This is a genomic window from Amycolatopsis sp. NPDC003731, from assembly GCF_053586895.1.
Map to the genome: position 1 here is coordinate 37,277 of NZ_JBSFNC010000013.1, position 17,963 is coordinate 55,239.

Annotated in this window: 19 protein-coding genes; 7 read left to right on the plus strand and 12 right to left on the minus strand. The window is 74.5% G+C overall.

Translation table 11 applies throughout. The features are described 5' to 3' along the window. Nucleotides 1-12: 12 nt before the first annotated feature. Entirely contained in the window at nt 13-807 is a 795-nt protein-coding gene (locus tag ACWDN5_RS08140) for a hypothetical protein (protein ID WP_449675428.1), read from the plus strand. Between the two features lie 376 nt (nt 808-1,183). Beyond that, nucleotides 1,184-1,960 (plus strand): sugar phosphate isomerase/epimerase family protein, encoded by a 777-nt coding sequence (locus ACWDN5_RS08145; RefSeq protein ID WP_449675430.1) that lies wholly within the window; start codon nt 1,184-1,186, stop codon nt 1,958-1,960. On the opposite strand, the gene ACWDN5_RS08150 is transcribed toward ACWDN5_RS08145, so the two are convergent. The 3 genes from ACWDN5_RS08150 to ACWDN5_RS08160 all read right to left on the minus strand — a co-directional run bounded on the left by ACWDN5_RS08150 (nt 1,944) and on the right by ACWDN5_RS08160 (nt 4,157). After that, nucleotides 1,944-2,813: an NADP-dependent oxidoreductase gene (locus ACWDN5_RS08150; protein ID WP_449675432.1), complete on the minus strand. Its 870-nt coding sequence runs from the start codon at nt 2,811-2,813 to the stop codon at nt 1,944-1,946. The two genes, ACWDN5_RS08145 and ACWDN5_RS08150, sit on opposite strands and share 17 nt — an antisense overlap. A gap of 1 nt (nt 2,814) precedes the next feature. After that, entirely contained in the window at nt 2,815-3,405 is a 591-nt protein-coding gene (locus ACWDN5_RS08155) for an HD domain-containing protein (RefSeq protein WP_449675434.1), read from the minus strand. A 92-nt stretch (nt 3,406-3,497) separates the two neighbouring features. Then, nucleotides 3,498-4,157, minus strand: coding sequence for a lytic polysaccharide monooxygenase auxiliary activity family 9 protein (locus tag ACWDN5_RS08160; RefSeq protein ID WP_310976952.1), 660 nt, complete (start codon nt 4,155-4,157; stop codon nt 3,498-3,500). A 384-nt stretch (nt 4,158-4,541) separates the two neighbouring features. On the opposite strand from ACWDN5_RS08160, the gene ACWDN5_RS08165 reads away from it, so the two are divergent. After that, a complete protein-coding gene (locus ACWDN5_RS08165) occupies nt 4,542-4,838 on the plus strand; it encodes a hypothetical protein (RefSeq protein ID WP_310976953.1) in 297 nt (98 codons plus the stop codon). Between the two features lie 236 nt (nt 4,839-5,074). Here ACWDN5_RS08165 and ACWDN5_RS08170 read toward each other — a convergent pair whose 3' ends face one another. The 5 genes from ACWDN5_RS08170 to ACWDN5_RS08190 form a co-directional block, all read right to left on the minus strand. After that, nucleotides 5,075-5,881, minus strand: a complete 807-nt coding sequence (locus tag ACWDN5_RS08170; RefSeq protein ID WP_449675436.1) for an MBL fold metallo-hydrolase — start codon at nt 5,879-5,881, stop codon at nt 5,075-5,077. Nucleotides 5,882-5,934: 53 nt separating this feature from the next. Continuing rightward, nucleotides 5,935-6,546, minus strand: coding sequence for a DUF3618 domain-containing protein (locus ACWDN5_RS08175; RefSeq protein WP_449675438.1), 612 nt, complete (start codon nt 6,544-6,546; stop codon nt 5,935-5,937). After that, on the minus strand, nt 6,543-6,977 hold the full coding sequence (locus ACWDN5_RS08180; RefSeq protein WP_310976958.1) for a phage holin family protein: 435 nt from the start codon (nt 6,975-6,977) through the stop codon (nt 6,543-6,545). The genes ACWDN5_RS08175 and ACWDN5_RS08180 overlap by 4 nt, the downstream gene beginning before the upstream one ends. Further along, nucleotides 6,977-8,074 (minus strand): hypothetical protein, encoded by a 1,098-nt coding sequence (locus ACWDN5_RS08185; protein WP_449675440.1) that lies wholly within the window; start codon nt 8,072-8,074, stop codon nt 6,977-6,979. The genes ACWDN5_RS08180 and ACWDN5_RS08185 overlap by 1 nt, the downstream gene beginning before the upstream one ends. A gap of 171 nt (nt 8,075-8,245) precedes the next feature. After that, a complete protein-coding gene (locus tag ACWDN5_RS08190; protein ID WP_310976962.1) occupies nt 8,246-8,710 on the minus strand; it encodes an SRPBCC family protein in 465 nt (154 codons plus the stop codon). A gap of 109 nt (nt 8,711-8,819) precedes the next feature. On the opposite strand from ACWDN5_RS08190, the gene ACWDN5_RS08195 reads away from it, so the two are divergent. The 3 genes from ACWDN5_RS08195 to ACWDN5_RS08205 are packed head-to-tail and all read left to right on the plus strand — an operon-like array spanning nt 8,820 to nt 10,768. Continuing rightward, entirely contained in the window at nt 8,820-9,200 is a 381-nt protein-coding gene (locus ACWDN5_RS08195; RefSeq protein WP_449675442.1) for an STAS domain-containing protein, read from the plus strand. Between the two features lie 30 nt (nt 9,201-9,230). Beyond that, complete coding sequence (locus tag ACWDN5_RS08200; protein ID WP_449675444.1) at nt 9,231-10,040, plus strand: nucleotidyltransferase family protein; 810 nt, start codon at nt 9,231-9,233, stop codon at nt 10,038-10,040. Continuing rightward, a complete protein-coding gene (locus ACWDN5_RS08205; RefSeq protein WP_449675446.1) occupies nt 10,037-10,768 on the plus strand; it encodes a metallophosphoesterase family protein in 732 nt (243 codons plus the stop codon). The genes ACWDN5_RS08200 and ACWDN5_RS08205 overlap by 4 nt, the downstream gene beginning before the upstream one ends. A 103-nt stretch (nt 10,769-10,871) precedes the next feature. Here ACWDN5_RS08205 and ACWDN5_RS08210 read toward each other — a convergent pair whose 3' ends face one another. From ACWDN5_RS08210 to ACWDN5_RS08225, 4 genes are all read right to left on the minus strand, one after another. Continuing rightward, complete coding sequence (locus ACWDN5_RS08210) at nt 10,872-14,078, minus strand: BTAD domain-containing putative transcriptional regulator (protein WP_449675448.1); 3,207 nt, start codon at nt 14,076-14,078, stop codon at nt 10,872-10,874. A 292-nt stretch (nt 14,079-14,370) separates the two neighbouring features. Next, the gene (locus ACWDN5_RS08215) at nt 14,371-15,513 is read right to left on the minus strand and encodes a cytochrome P450 (RefSeq protein WP_449675449.1); all 1,143 of its coding nucleotides are present in this window, start codon (nt 15,511-15,513) and stop codon (nt 14,371-14,373) included. A 181-nt stretch (nt 15,514-15,694) separates the two neighbouring features. Then, entirely contained in the window at nt 15,695-16,054 is a 360-nt protein-coding gene (locus ACWDN5_RS08220) for a hypothetical protein (protein ID WP_310976969.1), read from the minus strand. 377 nt (nt 16,055-16,431) lie between these two features. After that, nucleotides 16,432-17,061 carry an SGNH/GDSL hydrolase family protein gene (locus tag ACWDN5_RS08225; protein ID WP_449675451.1) on the minus strand — a complete coding sequence of 210 codons (630 nt, stop codon included), beginning with the start codon at nt 17,059-17,061 and terminating at the stop codon, nt 16,432-16,434. Nucleotides 17,062-17,078: 17 nt separating this feature from the next. Between ACWDN5_RS08225 and ACWDN5_RS08230 the strand changes: the two genes are divergently transcribed. Continuing rightward, complete coding sequence (locus ACWDN5_RS08230) at nt 17,079-17,921, plus strand: alpha/beta hydrolase (RefSeq protein ID WP_449675453.1); 843 nt, start codon at nt 17,079-17,081, stop codon at nt 17,919-17,921. The last annotated feature ends 42 nt before the right edge of the window (nt 17,922-17,963 follow it).

Consider the following 17,963-nt stretch of genomic DNA (forward strand, 5'->3'; position numbering starts at 1 on the left):
AGAGGTGATCACATGAGCCAGGGCGACGCCCCGGTCGGGCGATCGGTGAAGACGGCGGCGGCCGGCGTACGGGACCTCGCCGCGGAGGCCGCGCGGGTCGGGGCGGCAGCAGCCGCGCGGGCGGTCGAAATCACCGATCGGAAGCTGGCCGAAGGCAAGGACGAGCTCGCGAAGGTCGGCCGGGCGGCGACCAAGGACCTCGACAAGAGCACCCGGTCGTCCCGCCGCGACGTGCTGGCCAATTCCGGCGCGGCCCGCGACGAGGTGATGGCCCGCGCGGCCAAGCTGCGCGACCCGGGCCGCAAGGCGGCCCAGGCGGTGGCGACGGTGGTGAGTTCGGCGGGCGAGTCCGGTCGCAAGCGCCGCAAGGCGGTGGCGACGGCGAAGCGGGATTTGGCGGTGGCGCTGCAGGAGGCCAAGAGCGTGGCCCGAGGGGAGCGCTCGAAGCGAGCCCGCTGGCCGTGGCTGGTGGCGCTGGGGGCGGTGGCGGCGGCGATCGTCGCGGTCGTCCAGATCCGGCGGCCGAACCCGCTGGCCGAGGCGGAGAAGAACGCTTCGGAGGGTTCGTCGGCGGACAAGGCTACGCAGTCGTCGGACAAGCCTTCGGCGGCTCAGGCCTCGGCTCCGACCCCGGCCAAGCCGGCTTCGGCTGCGCCGGCGGCTCCGGCTCCGGCTCCGGCCAAGCCTGCGACCCCGGCTCCGGCCAAGCCGGCTTCGGCCGAGAAGCCGGCACAGCAGGCGGCCAAGGCCGCCGACGGCGCGAACGGCCGAGCCCCCGCGGGCCGCGGCCAGAACAAGGCCCACTGAGCCGGGAGCCGGTGCCCGCGCCCGAGGTGATCACGGGCGCGGGCACCGGCCTGCCCGCGAACGGCTCGCGAGGCGAGGCCGGGTAAGTCGTGGGCATCGCCGCGAGCGGCGCGGTTCGGGGACCCATCCGCGCGGCCAAGGCGGCATGGATCGGGCATGGCGCGAGCGGCGAAACCTGAGAGTGCTCCGCGGCGCCGGGCGGTCGTGGGGCATTGCTATGAGCGGCGGCGGCGCGGGGATCGGTCCGCGAGGTTGCCGTCGTCCGGTGCGGATGATCGCGCAGCCGCGGGCATGGCCACGACAACACCCGTCAGCCACCTCGTGCACCTTGGTGAAAGCGCTTACACTCGCCACCAACCGAGCGGGGAGGGCATCGATGGGGTGGCAGTTCGCCGTGAGCACGCTGGGCATGCCCGGCATCCCCGTCCGCGAAGCGGCGCGCACCGCGAAAGCCCACCACTGCGCCGGACTCGAACTGCGTGTCCACCCCGACGAAGAAGTCCACTTGGGACTCTCCGCCTCCTCCCTCGACTCCGTCCGGTCGCTCCTGAACAGCGAAAACCTCGCCGTCTCCTGCCTGGCCGGCTATGCGAAAGTCGCCGCTCCCGGGGCCGACCAGCCCGTCATCGACGAGCTCAAAGCCCTGATCGCCCTCGCCCACCGCCTCGGCGCCCCGCAGATCCGGTCGTTCCCCGGCGGAGACGGGAACGCCGAACCCCGCATCGCCGCCGTCCTCGACGATCTTCGGGATGCCCAGGTGAAGCTGCTCGTCGAAACCCACGATTCGCACCCCACCGGGGCCGCCGCCCGAAAGCTCGTCGACGGGTTCGATGCTCCCGACCTCGCCGCCGTCCTCTGGGATGCCGTTCACCCCTGGCGGGCCGGCGAACACCCGGCCGTGACCACAACCGTGCTCGGCCCCTACCTCGGCTACTTCCAGGTCAAGGACGTGCAGAGCCGCGAAGCACCCACCCCCGTCCCGCCGGGGGAGGGCGCCGTTCCGCTCGGTGAATGCGGTGACCTGCTGCGTTCGTGGTCCGGCTGGGTGTCACTCGAATGGGAGAAGGCCTGGTATCCCGACCTCCCGGCGGTCGACGGTCCGTTGCGCGCCGCCAAGAGCTGGTTCGACCGGTACGTCACGCCGTCCGGATGATCGTCCTTCCACGCGTGCCGAACGCCGCCGGGGCTTCCGCCAGCGGGCGGACCGTGTCGATCCGGGGGCGGAGGCGGCCGTCGCGGACGCGCTGGGCCAGGTCCGCGAGACGGGCCCGGTCCGGCTCCACGACGAAGAAGATGCCCGGCCCGCGGGGCGGCTCGGCGACCGTGACCAGGGTTCCGCCGTCGCGCACCAGGGCCGCCGACCGGTCCAGGACCTCGCCGCCGAGGACGTCGAGGACCAGGTCCACCTGGCCGATGTCCGGCGACATTGGGTCGAGGCAGGCCTCCGCGCCGAGGCCGAGCACCGTGTCCCGGTCGGCTTCGCGGCCGGTGCCGAGCACCCGCGCGCCCGCCTCGCGCGCCAGCTGGACCGCCAGCGAGCCGACGCTGCCGGCCGCGCCGTGGACCAGGACGGTCCGGCCCGCCGTGAGGCGCCCGTGGTCGAACAGCGCCTGCCACGCCGTCAGCCCGGAGATCGGCAGGGCGGCGGCCGTGACGTGGTCGACGTCGGCCGGCAGCGGCGCGAGGTTGCGCGCCTCCACCGCCGTGTACTCGGCCAATGAGCCGTTGCGGGCCCAGTCGGCCATGCCGAAGACACGCTGGCCGACGGTCAGGCCGGTGGTGCCGTAACCCAGTTCCGCGACGACGCCGGACAGCTCGTGGCCGGGGACGCTCGGCGCCCGGTCCCGGCCCGCGCGGTCGGTCCAGGTGGCCGGCCAGGTCAGCTCGCCGGGGGTGAACCCGGCCGCGTGCACCCGCACGATGACGTCGTTCTCGGCGGCGTGCGGGTAGGGCAGTTCGGTGAGGGCCGGTGCGGCGGTGCGATCGGCGACGGTGACGGCTTGCACGTCAATTCCTTTCGAGCGGGTTGCGGGCCATGCGGGTGGCGAGGTCGTTCTTCATCGCGGCCGCGGCCGAGCTCTCCGGCTTGCGGGCCGCCTGGTCGCCGAAGCAGCGGAGGAACTCCGCCACCAGGTCCAGCCGCGGGTAGCGGTCGAGGACCTCCGCGCGGAAGCCCGCGGGCAGGTCCGCGACGTCCCGCCCGGCGATGTCGGCCGCCGCGGCCCTCGACAGCAGGAAACCCTCCGGGTCCTCGGCCGGGTCGACCTCCGCCTGCATGTGCCGGACGATCACCTCCGCCAGCCGCGCCCGGCGCTCGGGCGGCCAGCCGGCGCCGGCGGCGAACACCCACGCCACGTGCCCGCCGGCCACCTCGAACGGCACGGTGTGGCTGTCGAATTCCGCCGCGAGCCCGGCGTCGTGCAGCATCGCCGCGACGAACAGCAGCTCGGCGTCGAACTCGACGTGGTGGACGTCGCCCAGCGCGACGGCCCAGGCGTAGACCCGCATCGAATGGTTCAGCAGGGACGGCGGCGAATAGGCCGTCGCGACCTCGATGGCGTGCCCGCAGTCCGGGCCGCCCGGCAGGGTGAGTTCCATACCCCGAGCTTACGCCTTGCGTTACGATCAGGAGCTGTAACGTATCTAACGCCGGAAGCCGGGCCGCGGGGACGTCCCGCGGCCCGGGCCGGTCAGCGTCCGGAGAAGTTCACGTCACTGCAGAAGTAGTACGACTGGTCGAGGTGGCTCGCCTGCCAGATGGTGTAGACGACGTGCCGCCCCGTCCGGGATCCGGCGTTCACCGCGACCTGGTACTGCCCGGCGGGCGCGAGCTTGCCCGTCTGGGCGACCAGTTCGAGGTTGCCCCAGCCGAGCGGCTGGGTCGCCGGGTTGAAGCCCTGCTTGGTGATGTACACCAGCAGGTAGTCGGCGCCGTGCCGGGCCTGGTCGGTGATGGTGAGGGTGAACCGGTTGTCCTTGTCGGCCATCTGCCACGCGCCGACCGTGTCGAGCGCGTTGTACCGGGGCGCCTGCGTGCGCCCGCCGCTGCACAGCGTCCCGTCGGGGATGGCGCCCTGGTGGTTGCCCTTGACACCTTCGCGGTAGAGCCCGTTCCAGTTCCACATCGCGTTCGGGTCGGCCTGCCAGGCCTGCCAGCACATCGGGTCCTTCGTCGCCATCGCGGGGTTCTGGAAGTCGCTGCCCCAGCGGTTCCAGCAGCCGTAGTTGCGCGACGGCGGGTCGGTGGCCGAGCCGTGCGCGTCGGCGACGCCGGTGAACACGCCGCCCAGCAGCACGGCGGCGACGGCCGTCACCACCAGGGAGAGCAGGTTTTTGCGTCGGGGAACCACGCTGTCCTCCTTCGTCGGGGCCGGATTCGGGAGCGCTCCCAAGCTCGTGCCGGCCGACCATACGCGGCCACGTCCGCGCCCGGCCAGCGCGTGATCTCCGGAAAGTGTTGCGAGACAGCGCTTTCCGGCACGCAGGCGAACTGAACGGTCACTGAACGGCGGAAGGCCGCGAGGTCCGGGCCGCCCGATCGGTCCCGGGCCCGGGGACGCCCGGTGAACACGGCGGCGGCCGGCTGCTCCGGGCGGGTGTATCCGGAAAAAATGTCACGGGGGACCCGGGGGTCCTTTGAGGACTTGAAGCGATCATCGCGCGGTGCTATACGAATAAGGGAAAGCAGGACATGACCTGGTGACATCGCGAGACGATCCGGGGAGTGAACGACGATGCCGGACAAGATCGCCCGTTCGGCCGTGGCCGACGGGTTCGCCGAGCTGGTGCTGGCCGACCCCGCGTGGGTCCGGGCGGAGTTCGACGCCATCGTGGCCGCGAACTTCGAGCCGCCGTCACCGCCGGTGCCCGCCGCCCGCCGCCGTCGCGGGGTGCCGCGGCCGCCCCGCGTCGCCGGCCTGCCGCGGCGACGACCCGGTGTCCGCCTGCTCGCCGCGAAGTGCCCGCGGCGGGAGCGATCTCCTCCGCGGCGCCGGACGGCGAAGGGAACGGACACGAGGAGAGGGGAGTGATGCCGTGACGGCGCCCGGGTGTTCCACGGCGCCGGCGGACGCCGCCTGCCCCGACAGCGGCCGGTAGGACCAGTCCCGGCCACCGCGCCTCCAGGCGCATCCCGCGGCAGCGACGCCGGCGTGCCGGGTGCCGTCGAGTTCGCAGGTCACGGACAACGGTTTCGACACGCGTGTTCCTCCGCCGGTATCCGGTGCCGGCCGGCACCGGATACCGGGCGGGTGGCCGTGAGCCGCGGTCACAACGCCAGGAATTCGCCCCGCTGCAGCAGTTGCACCCGCGTTTTCGGGCGCCGCAGCCGGACTTCTTCCAGGAAGTTGGACACCGGCGAGTGGAACAGGCCGTAGTCGTCGAAGTGCACCGGCACGGCCTGGCGCGGTTCCAGCAGGTTCAGCAGGTCGACGCCGCCGCGGTGGTCGAGGGTGACCAGGACGCCGAACGCGCGCGTGCCGCCCAGGTGCACGACGGCGAGGTCGAGGTCGGGGAAGTGCGTGCGGATGGTCCGCAGCTCGTCGTGGATCACCGTGTCGCCGCTGAGGTAGATGCGCAGCGGCTCGGCATCCGGCGTCGCGCGGTACTCCAGGACGCTGCCCATCACCGGCGGCAGCACCCGCTGCATCGGGCCCGGCGCGTGCCGGGCGGGCACCGACGTCACCGTCAGCCGCGCGCCGGCGTCCGAGAAGGTCTCCGTCGTCCACGTCGGCAGCGGGAGCGGTGCGTGGAAACCGCGGCGCAGCAAGCGGGTCGCCGCGTGCTCGGTGGTCAGGATCGGGGTGTCGCGGGGGAGTTCGCGGGACGCGATCCGGTCGAAGTGGTCGCCGTGCAGGTGGGAGAGGATGACCGCGGTCAGCGGTGGGAGGTCGGCGGGCTGCAGCGCGGGTTCGGTGCGCCGCCGGGAAAGCAGGCCCTGGCCGAAGTAGGACCACTGGCCGCGGTGGAGGAAGTTCGGGTCGGTGAGCAAGGTGAACGGGCCCAGCCGGAGCACCGTGGTCGCCGTGCCGACGAACATCAGCGAGTCGCCGGCGGGCGGGTCGAACGGGGACATCGCCGTCCTTTCGCGGGAGGTGGGGCGCGGCCGGGCGGCCGCGCCCCGCGGCCTCAGCTCTGCGAGCGCACGTTCTCCCGGGCTTCCTGGGCGCGATCGGTGACGTCGCCGGTCGCCGAGCGCGCTTCGTCCTTGACCGTGGACGCCGCGTCGGCGGCTTCCGACTTCACCGACTCGGCCGCCTGCTGGACCGGTTCGCGCAGGTTCTCCTTCAGCTCCTCGGCCGCGTGCTGGGCGACCGGGGCGACGTGCTCGCGGGCGAGGTCGGTCGCCTGACCGGCCAGCCGGCGCTCCGGCTCGCTCGCCGGCAGCAACGACGACACGAGCCAGCCGGCGCCGAAGGCGATCAGGCCGGCGGCCAGCGGATTGCCCTGCGTGCCGCGCCGGATCGACTGCGGGGCCTCGCTGACGGCGTCGGCGGCCGAACTCACCTTGTCCCCGGCCGCCGAGGCGACCGAGCCGGCCTTGTCGCCCACCGTCGACGCGTGGTCGGACGCCGTGCCCATGACGCGGTCCCGCGCGTTGCCGACCGCCGTCCGCACCCGGCCGATCCGGCGTTCGACGATCCGGCCCGGGGTCACCTTTTCGGTGAGGGCGTTCACGTCGGTGCTGAGATTGCGTTGCGTGCTCTCGATTTCGCGGCGGATCCGCTCCGGTTCGGTCATGGTCGTTCGCCTTTCAGTGCGTCGGGAACCTGCTGCAGGGTCTCGACGGTGCGTTCGGGTTTCGGGTTGACGCGGCGGACTTCCCGCCGTCCCGTCGCGTAGAGCACGGCACCGGCGATCGCCCACACGACCGCGACGATCAGCGCGGCCCAGCCGGAATCCATGACGTTCGCCAGGCCCTGCCACAGGGCGATGGAGAGGAACAGCACGACCAGGTAGCCGGCGAACCCGGCGCCGCCGAGCATGCCGGCGCCCTTCGCGGCCTTGCCCGCCTCGGCCTTGACTTCGGCCTTGGCCAGCTCCACTTCCTGCCGCACCAGGGTGGAGAGGTCCTTCATGACGTTGGACATCAGCTCGCCAACCGAAGCATCGGCGACATCGACGGGTTCACCGGCGCGGGGCACGGGCCCGGGCCCGGGTGCTTGGGTCATCACGGCACCTGCCCCGGCGCGGAGAAGCGAGGGCTCGGCTGGGGCAGGCCTTCCGGCGGCGTGGGCGCGGTGGACCCGCCGGGACGGCCCGGCTGGGGAAGGTCACCTGCCGGCGGTGTGGTGTGGCTGCCGGGGGTGGCGCCCGGCTGCGATGCGGTGTGGCCGCCAGGGTGACTCGGCTGGGGAAGGTCGCCCGTGGGCTGCGACGCGTTGTACCCACCGGGAGCGGCGCCCGGCTGTGAGAAGTCGCCCGCGGGCGGCGTGGGGTGCCCGCCAGGGACTGCACTCGGCTGGGGCAGGCCTTCCGGCGAGGGCGCGGCATGCCCGCCGGGCCGGCCCGGCTGGGGCAAGCCTTCAGAGGGCTGCGGCGCGTTGTACCCGCCGGGCGCCGCGCCCGGCTGGGTCGGCTGCGGGAGGCCGCCTGCCGGCTGCGGTCCGTTGTAGCCGCCCGGGGCCGCGTATCCCGGCTGCGGAAGGCCCTGCTGCGGCGCCGGATACCCGCCGCCCGGCTGGGGCACCGGCGGCGTCGCGGCCGGGCCGGCGTGCGGTTGCGGGGCGCCCGCCCGGCCGTTCGACGACTGTTCCTTCTGCTGCGCCACCACACCCCGGGTGAGCCGCCCGACCAGCGCACCGGCGACCGCCGCCCCCACCAGGAACGTGCCCGGGCGGCGGCGGGCGAAGCGGCGGACCTCGTCCAGGAGGTCGCCCGGTTCGCGGTGCTCGAGCCAGTCCGCCACCGAGCGCGTGCGGTCCGACACCTGGCGCGCGACGTCGCCGGCGAGGCCGGGGGAGTCGGTCTGCTCCGCCATCCGCTCCAGCTGGCCGGCCAGCTGGTGGAGGCTTTCGGCCGCCTTGCGCTGGCCGTCCCTGGCCTGCGACTGCAACTGCTCCCGGCCTTCGCGGAGCAGGTCGCGCGCTTCGCTCTGAGCGTGCGCGGCGACGTGCTTTGCTTGGTCCGCAGCCGTTTGCGCGACTTCGCCGCCCCGGTCGGCGGCCGTCGAAGCCACTTCGCGGGCTTCGTCCTTCGCGGTTTCCGGCATCGACGGCGAACCGCTGCCCGGTTGCGGCGGTGACTGACCGCCGGCTCCCTGCGTCATCTCGACCTCCTGCGGGAGAGGCACTTTCGCGCCCACATGGGTGCCGATGGGCGACCACCGGCTTGGTAGGGCGGCTGGCTACCCGGGTGGTCCGGGGATAAACCGGACGCCGGCGGCAGCGAACCGCCCCCGTCGTCCAGGTGACGGCGGGGGCGGTTGCGGGCCGGTCGGTCAGTTGCCCGGGCGCGCCACGTCGCCGCGCCAGGCGCCGGTCTCGCGGCCACCGCGGTCCTCGATGAAGGTCTTGAACCGGCCCAGGTCGCCCTTGATGCGGCGGTCGAGGATGCCGAGCTTGTCGGCGACGTTCTCGACGAAGCCGTCCGGGTCGATGTCGAGCTGGGCGGTGACCCGGGTGTGCCGGTCGTCGAGGCGGTGGAAGGTCACGACCCCCGCGTGCGTCGGGCCGGAGTCGGACTTCCAGGCGACGCGCTCGTCCGGGTGCTGCTCGGTGATCGTCGCGTCGAACTCGCGGGTCTGCCCGCCGACGGTGATCTTCCAGTGCGTGTGGGTGTCGTCGAGCTGCCGGATCTCGTCGACACCCTCCATGAAGTGCGGGAACGACTCGAACTGCGTCCACTGGTTGTAGGCGGTGGTGACGTCGGTCTCGACGTCGACGGATTCGGTGACGGTGCTCATCGCCGGCTGTCCTCTCCTCTGGGGCGGCTGGTCCGCTCCGGTTACCCGGCAAATCGATGACAAAACGATGCAACCGATCTAGGGTCGGCAGCGACGGAAGGGAGCACCCGTGACCGACGACGGGGCGTCCACACTCACGGTGCGCGTCCGCACCGTCCCGGAGGCCGTCGTCGTCGCGCCGGCCGGCGACCTGGACCTCGGCACCGCGCCGGTGCTGCGCGCCCGGGCCCGCGCCGCGCTGGCCGGGCGGCCGGGCGCGCTCATCGTGGACCTGGCGGCGATCACCTTCTGCGGCTCGGCGGGGCTGCAGGTCATCGCCGAACTGGCCGGCGCAACGGCGGCCGCGGACCTGCCGTTCGCGGTGGTCGCCGACGGACGCCCGGTGCTGCGTTCGCTGCAGGTCACCCGCATGGACCGCACACTCGCGCTGCACCCCACGGTCGACGGCGCCTGCGCGTGGCTCCGGGAGCGGCCCGCGAACGGCGGTTAGGGCCGAGCCGGTCGCGGGTAACCCTCCGCCATGGAAGCGGAGGCGCTGCTGCAGAGCCTGACTCGCGTCGTGACCACGCTCGACGGCACCGGCATCCGGTTCGCCGTGGCGGGCGGGCTGGCCGTGTACGCCCGCGGCGGGCCGCCGTCGGACCACGACGTCGACCTGTTCCTCAAGCCCGGCGACGCGGACCGGGCCGCGGAGGTGCTCACCGCCGCGGGCCTGCGCCGCGTGCACCCGCCGGAGGACTGGCTGACGAAGGTCTACGACGGCGACATCCTCGTCGACCTCATCCACGGCCCCAACCACCGGCCGGTGACCGACGAGCTGCTCGACCGCGCGGCGCTGATGCGCATCGGCTCCACCGCGGCGCCGGTCGTCTCCGGCACCGACCTGCTGGTGGACAAGCTGCTCGTGCTGAGCGCGCACCGGTGCGACTTCGCGCCGCTGCTGCGGATCGCCCGCGACCTGCGCGAGCAGGTCGACTGGACCGACGTCGCCGTGCAGGTGTCGGCGTCCCCGTACGCCCGGGCGTTCCTGGCGCTGCTCGGCGACCTGGCCGTGATCGACCCGAAGGAGGCTCTCGTGCCCGAACCACCGCAGTACCTCGTCGCCCGGCTCAGCCGGGCCCTCGCCGAAGACCCCCGTACCGCCGAGCTCGGCGTGCACGTGACCGTCCGGGGCGAGCACGTCCACCTGACCGGCGAAGTCACCTGCCCGGCGCGCAAGGAGGAGGTCGACGCGGTCGTCGGCGAGTACCTGACCGGGGAGCTGGTGCACAACGACGTCCGGGTCGCCGACGTCCGCGAGCCGGCGAGCGCGGAGGAGATCGGCCGATGAGGATCGCCGCGGTCGGGGACGTGCACCTGGGCGAAGATTCCCGCGGCCTGCTCCGGCCGGCCCTGGAACACCTGGCGGGCACCGCCGACGTGCTGCTGCTGGCCGGGGACCTCACCCGGCACGGCACCGTCGAGGAAGCCCGCGTGGTGGCCGACGAGCTCGCCGGGCTCGGCGTGCCGATCGCCGCCGTGCTCGGCAACCACGACCACCACAGCGACTCCGGCGAGATGATCTCGAACCTGCTCCGGGAAACCGGCGTCGACGTGCTGGAAGGCGACGCGGTCCGGTACGACCTGCCGGACGGCTCCCTGGGCGTCGCGGGCGTCAAGGGCTTCGGCGGCGGGTTCGCCGGCAAGTGCGCCAGCCGGTTCGGCGAGCGGGAGATGAAGGACTTCGTCGAGACGACGATGGCTTCGGCGGATTCGTTGCGCAAAGCGTTGCAAACCCTCGACACGGACGTCGTCGTGGCGCTGACGCACTACGCGCCGATCCCCGGGACGCTGCACGGCGAGCCCCCCGAGATCCACCCGTTCCTGGGGTCGTACCTGCTGTGCGAGCCGATCGACGAGGTGGGTGCCGACCTGGCGCTGCACGGGCACGCGCACTTCGGGTGCGAGCAGGGCGTGACGCCCGGCGGGGTGCGGGTGCGGAACGTGGCGCAGCCGGTGATCCGGAAGGCGTACGCGCTCTACGACCTGCACCCGGCGGAGCTCTCCGCGCGCCGTTGACGGTCTCCGCGGGCTTCCGCGCACGGGCCGCCAGTGTCGCGAATGACTCATTCGGGACCTGGGAGGCCGCGAATGAGTCATTCGCGGCGCCTGCGGCCGGAGGTCACCGGGCCAGCAGCGCCCGCACTGCCGCCAGCGCCGGGCGTTCACCGGCCGTGGCCAGGATTTCCTCGGCCGTGTGCCAGCACTCCCGGGCCGCGGCGGGGCCGGTCAAGCTCAGGCGGGCGCGGCCGAGCACCACGAAGGCGTACGCCTGGCCCAGCCGGTGCCCGCTCGCCCGGAACCCGGCGATCGCCTGTCCGGCCAGGCGTTCCGCTTCTTCGGGCGAGCCCGCGTTGAACGAGATCCACGCCAGGCTGGTCCGGGCCTGCTCGGCCAGCAGCCGGAAGCCGCCCTCTTCGGCTTCGCGCAAGGCCGCCGCGCCGTGCGTGGCCGCGTCGACCGTGTCCACAGTGGACAGACCGAGCAGGGTGGCGATCCGGCCGCGGAGGTAGCCGATCTTCTCCGCCAGCCGGTGGGCTTCGGTGTATTCCGCCAGCGCCGCCGCCGGGTCGCCCGCCTGGCGGTGCAGGTCGCCGAGCGCGCCGAGGGCGTCCACCTCGAACCGCTGGTTGCCCGCCTCGCGCGCCACCGTCACCGCCAGCCGCGCCGCGGGCCACGCTCGTTCGAGGTCGCCGGTGACCCGGTGCACCGCGGCGAGCCGGACCAGCGCGTCCGCCTCGTCGTCGCGGGAACCCAGCTCCCGCAACGCTTCCAACGCTTCGGTCAGCACGGCCCCGGCGCGGGCCAAGTCGCCCGACACGCGGTAGGCGTACCCGAGGTTGCACAGCGCGATCGCCGCCGCGTGCGGTGAGCCGAGCCGGCGGCAGAGGTCGAGGGCACGCTCGTTGTGCTCGACGCCTTCGGCGAGCCGCCCGTGTTCGATGAGCACGGCCCCGAGGTTGATCAGCCCGTTGGCCGCCCGGATCGACGCGCCGCTGCGCAGCGTCCCGGCCAGCGCCGCGGTGAAGTACTCGATCGCCCGGTCGAGCCGGCCGAGGTCCAGGTGCACGACGCCGAGCGCGTGCAGCACCGAGTCGGCGCCTTCGCGGGCACCGGCGGCGCGGTAGGACGCCTGGGCGGCTTCGAGCTCCGCGAGCGCCGTCTCGTAGTCCCCGCGGCTCCAGGCCAACGCCCCGAGGCTGTGCCGCATCGCCCCGGCGGCCCGCTCGTCCCCGGCCCGGCGCGCGGCGGTCAGCCCGGCGGTCGCGGCCGCCTGCCACTCCGCGTCGAGGCGGTGCGAGTGGAAGAAGCCGCGCAGCAGGTCGGCCGCCCGCCAGGCGAACGGCCCCTGCTCCCGCCCGGCCGTCCAGCGGATCGCGGACAGGACGTTGCCGTGCTCGGCCAGCAGCCACCGGCGCGCTTCGGCCGGCTCGACGGCCTCGCTGTCCTCGGGCGCGTCGGGCAGCCGTTGCAGGTCCGGGTAGAGCGCGGTCGCCGCGCCGGCCGCGGCCCGCAGGTAGTACCCGAAGAGCCGGTCGAGCGCGGCCGCCCGCTCGGCCGCCGGGAGGTCCTCGCGCGCCCGCTCGGCGGCGTACGCGCGGAGCAGGTCGTGCAGGCCGAACCGGTCGCCGCCGCGGGGCTGCACGAGGTGGCTCGCGGCCAGGTCCCACAGCAGCCGGCGGGCCTGCAGCGCGGTGACCCCGGCCAGTGCCGCCGCGCCCGCCACCTCGATGTCGGCCCCGGGCACCAGCCCGAGCAGGCGGAAGAACCGGGCCGCGGCCGCGGAAACGGCGTCGAAGGACAGGTCGAACGCCCGCCGGACGCCGAGCTGTTCGAGGTCGGGGCCGGCCAGTTCGGCGAGGTAGCCGTCCAGCGACCGGTCCGGCCACAGCGCCAGGTTCGCCGCGGCGATCCGCAGGGCCAGCGGCAGCCCGGCGCACAGCCGCACCAGCTCGCGCGCGGCGGTCTCCTCGGCCGCGACGCGCTCTTCGCCGACGACCGAGGCGAGCAGCGCGAGCGAGTCGTCCGGTGGTAGTTCGGCCAGCTCCACCAGCCGGGTGTCCACGGTGGCGGCCAGGCCGCAGAGCCGGTCGCGGCTGGTGATCAGCACCGCGCAGCCCGGGCTCCCGGGCAGCAGCGCGCGCACCTGGTCCGGCCCCGCCACGTTGTCCAGCACGATCAGCACCCGCCGGTCGGCGAGCACCGAGCGGTAGAGCGCGGCGGCGTCGGCGAGCTCGGTCGGCACCTGGCCGGGCCGGACGCCGAGCGCGTGCGCGAAGCGGGTCAGCACCTCCAGCTGCGCGAGCGCCGGGACCGCCGAGTAGCCCTGGAGGTCGGCGAAGAGCTGGCCGTCCGGGAAGTGCCGCGCGGCGCGGTGCGCCCAGTGCACGGCGGCCGTCGTCTTGCCCACCCCGGCCGGCCCGACGAGCAGCGCGATCGGCGGGTGCGTCCCGGCCGGCCCGCCCACCAGGTCGTCCAAAGTGGACATGAGCGCGGCCCGGCCGACGAGCGTGGCGACGTCCGGGGGCAGCTGCCGCGGCCGGAACTCCGGCCGCGCGGCGGGCGGTTCGTCGGGGGTCTCGTCGGCGAGGACGGCCCGGTGGGCGCGCCGCAGCCGCTCGCCGGGCCCGACGCCGAGCTCGTCGGTGAGCATCCGGTGTACTTCACGGTAGGCCTCGAGGGCGTCGGCGCGGCGGCCCGAGCGGTGCAGGGCCTCCAGGTACAGCGCCCAGAACGCTTCCCGCCACGGGTGTTCGCGGGTCACCCGCGCCAGGTCGTCGGTGATCTCGCCGGACCGGCCCAGCTCGAGGCTGACCTCGAAGTACCGCTCCTGCGCCCGCAACCGCTCCTGCTCGACGTCTTCCCGGTTCACCACCTCGGCCGGAACATCGGCGAGCACGGGCCCGCGCCAGCAATCGAGCGCGGCGGCGAGCAGTTCGCGTTCGGTTGCCGGATCCGGCTCCCCGGGCGCGGCGGCGACGAGCTCGCGGAACCGCAGCAGATCGTGCTGCGCGGACCGGACGCGCAGCAGGTAGCCGGTGGGCTGCGTTTCGATGACGCCGTCACCGAGCGCCCGTCGCAGCCGGACCGCGTGCACCTGGATGCTCTTGCGCGCGGTGTCCGGCGGGTCGTCGCCCCAGAGCAGCTCGGTGAGCCGTTCGAGCGAGACCGTGGTGTTCGCCCGCATCAGCAACGCCGCCAGCAGGGCCCGCACCTTGGGCCCGGTGATGGGGACGGGCTCGCCGTCCCGCAGGACCTGCAACGGTCCCAGCACCCCGAAGCTGAGCACTCTTGTCCGCACCCCCCGCTGACCGGACGAACCGGTCATCCCGCCGAGAGGGTAGCGGGAATCGGCCGGTGGGGCCGTATGGGCTGCACCACGGAGGGTGAGACACCGGCCTTCCCGGGGCGGCTCGGGTGGGGGGCGGGCGGGTGATCGGCCGGGGCGGGCGGGCTGCGCCGGGAAAAGGGCGAGTGCCGGTCGGGTGGATTGCCGCCGGTCGGCGGGGTCGGGGGGCTGCGCCGCCGACGAGGCGAATGATCAACCTGTGAGCCGAGGCGGGCGGGCTGCGCCACCAGCGGTGAGAGCGGCGAGCCGGCGCCGGGCCGGGGGTTGCCGGTCAGCCGCGTCGGGTGGGCTGCACCGCCGGCGGCGACAACAGCGAGCCGAACACCGGCTCCGGGGCGGTGATCCGCAGGTCGAAGTCGTCGAGCGTATCCGCGGACTCGAGCACCTTCGCCGTCGCCTGGTTCACGAAGCGGGAGCCGACGCAGGCCGCGCTGCCGAAGCCGTACGGGAGATACCTTGCCTTGTGGCCCTCCGGGGGCGCCGCCCAGCGGGCCGGGCGGTACTCGCCCGGCTCGGTCCAGACCTCCGGGTCGCGGTGCAGCAGGTACGTGCACAGGTACAGCCGGTCGCCCGGGACCAGCGGGACGCCGCCCAGCCCGGTCGCCGCGGTGACCTTGCGGGACAGCAGCCAGGCCACCGGCCACAGCCGCAGTGCTTCGCGGACGCGGTGGGCGGCGGGCTCGGTCACCGGGACCGGCGGCAGGGTCGTGCCTGCCGGGGTGCCCGGTCGCCAGCCGCGGTCGAGCAGGACCGTCCAGGCGAACACCATCGCCGCGGCCCGGCAGACCGCGCCGACCAGGCCGTGCAGCGCCAGCGCGACGTCGTCGGCCGAACCGAGGGCGGTGCGCAGGGCGTCGGGAAGGGGCTCGGTGCGGCCGGTGGCCCAGCGGTGCAGGGCCGCGTCGGCCCGGCTGTGCGCGAGGCGGCCCCGGAGCCGCCGCAGGGTCGTGCTCGTGCGGTCGAGCCCGTCGGACGCCGCGAGGGCGTCCTGCAACGTCTGCCGGGCCCGCGCGTGCAGGCCGGGGAAGAGCTGTTCGCCGAAGAGCCGCAGGTAGCACGTCGCAAGCGCGCCTGGCCACGTCTCACCGGCCTCGGCGGACCGGCGGAGTTCGGCGCCGATCCGTTCCGCCGGGACGGCCTCCCCGGCGCGGTCCAGTTCCCGCGCCAGCGCGGCGTTGACCGGACGGCTGCGTTCGGAGCCGGGCACCCACCCGGCGACGGCCCCGAACGTCGCCGCCTTCGCCTCGAACGGCGTCGTGGTCCCGGCCAGCGCCGTGCGGACGAGCTCCGCGCCGGACACCAGGTACCGGCCCGGCTCGAACCGGCGGATCGCGATCCCGTCGCCGGCCCACCCCTCGAGGGCGGCGCGCGGGTCGGTCAGGAACGTGCCGGGCTCGGCAGTGGCTCGGCGCACGGAAGTCTCCCGGGAAAAGCCCCGCGACCGGGGCTGGGGGACCCCGGCCGCGGTGGTCATCAGTAGATCTCGTAGTAGAAGCGCCAGGCGGCGCCCAGCTCACGAGTGCGCAGGCTGCGCGCGACGGAACGGGTGAAGAAGCGAAGCGTCCTCATGGTGGTTCTCCTTCTCTTGCCGGGTGTTACCAGCGCAGGCCGATGTTGGACGAGCCGGCGGGTCCCGAGACGACGCCGTACAGCCACTGGGCCGGCACGCCGCTGCAGGTCCAGGACCGCGGCGGGTCCACGGCGCTGAACCCGGAGCGGCAGACGGTGCCGTTGCTGTTGAGGACGGCCCACTCCGCCCCGCCGCTGCCGTGCACGTCGGCGTCGACCGACAGGGTGCCGCCCGGGAACCAGACCTCGCTCGTCTGGCAGGAACTGCCCGCGCACGTCGACGAAGTGCCGCCCTGCACGGTGGCCAGTGCGGCCGGTGCGGCGAGTGCGAGCGCACTGGCCGCGATCGCGCCGACGACGACGGCGCGCTGGGTTGATCGGTACATGTCTGCCCTCTCTCCCTGAAGCGGAAGGGGCGGGCGCTGCAGGCCCCCAGCCTGCAGCGCGCGTCACGACGGACGCGGGAAGAACTCCCCCAGTACCCCCTGGCTGCCAGGCGACCGGCACCCTCCCACCGGCAGGTCCCCCCGGCCGGTGAGCTCCGGACCCCCAGCCCCTCGCTCCGACCGCCTGGCGGAACTGATCTTGCCGGTCGCCGGTTAAAGCCGGGCAAAACCGGCCGGCGGTCGGCGCGTACGAGGCCGGTGGTGCGTTGGGGGAGTGTGCGGGGGTCGCGAACGGTTCGGGTGTCCAGGTCGCGCGCGGCGGTCGGTGCGGGCGAGGCCGGTGGTGATCTGCGAGCGTCCGGGCGCCACCCACCCGGTCAGGCGGCCAGGTCCCGCGCCGCCGCCAGGACGTGGGGGGCCAGGCCGTCGGCTATCACCGCGTAGCCGGCCGACGATGGGTGGAACCGGTCGGCGGAAAACAGCCCCGGCTCCGCCGCGAAGCGAGCCGCGAGTTCCGGACCGGCCGTTGCCACCGCGCCCCCGGCCCGGATGGCGGCCTCCGCCTGCGCCTGCGCGTAGTGGCCGCTGGCCGCCGAGACCAGCTGACGATAGGGACCCGGCACGCGCGCCACGATCCCCAGGTCCGGCGCCGGCACCACGATGACCCGCGCGCCGGCTCGCACCAGGCGGGCCACCGCGTCGTGCAGCTGGCGGGCGCCGACCGCCGGGGCGACGAACCCGGCGAGGTCGTTCGCGCCGATCACGATCAAAGCCAGGTCCACGCCCTCGCCGAGGGCGACGCCGACCTGGCGTTCGAGGTCGGCCGAGCGCGCTCCGGGTACGCCGAAGTTCCGCAGGCGCACCGCGTGGCCCGCGTCGCGCAGGCGGCGGGTCAGCCGCCGGCCGAGCGTGTCGTCCTCGCGGCTGCTGCCGACGCCCGCCGCCAGGGAGTCGCCGAGGACGCAGAATCGGAGTGGTGAAGGCATCGACAGGTACAACGTGGGCACGCCGCGGTTGCTTCCCCGTGGCCGTGGTCCTCGTGCTGCTGCTCACCGCTCTCTGGGCGTTCCAGCGGCGCCTGATCTACGTCCCGGACCCGGCACCGCTACCCGCCGCCGCAAACCTCCTGCCCGGCGCTGTGACAACCGGGGCTTCGCCCCGGAGCGGGGGCTCTGCCACCCGCACCCCCGAACCGATTGCCGAAGACATCCTCCTCCGCACCGCCGACGGCCTCGACCTGGGCGCCTGGTACCTGCGCCCGGCCGGCCGGGACCCGGCGGCGACCGTGCTGGTCGCGGGCGGCAACGGCGGCAACCGAGCGGGGCGCGCGCCGCTGGCCGCGAAGCTCGCCCAAGCCGGGCTGGCCGTCCTGCTCCTCGACTACCGCGGCTACGGCGGCAATCCCGGCGACCCGAGCGAGGACGGCCTCGCCCTCGACGTCCGCGCCGCCCACCGGTTCCTGACCGAGGACCGGCAGGTGCCGCCCGGGCGCCTGATCTACTTCGGGGAGAGCCTCGGCTCCGCCGTCGTGACGGAGCTGGCCCTCGATCACCCGCCGGCCGGGCTGCTGCTGCGGTCGCCGTTCACCGACCTGGCGGCCGTCGGCGCGGAGGTCTACCCCTACCTGCCGGTGCGGCTGCTGCTGCGCGACCGCTTCCCGGTCGAGGAGCAGGCCGCGCGGCTGCGCGTCCCGGCGGTGGTGGTCGTGGGCGGCCGCGACTCGCTCGTCCCGCCGGCCCAGAGCCGCGCGGTGGCGGCCGCGGCGTCGGCCCGGCTGGTCGAGGTCCCCGGCGCCGACCACAACGACCCGGCGCTGCTCGACGGCCCCGAGCTGGTCGCGGCCGTCCTCTCCCTGGTTCCGCGCTGAACCTGGTCCTGGCGGACCCAGGCTGGACCGGGCCTGGCCGGG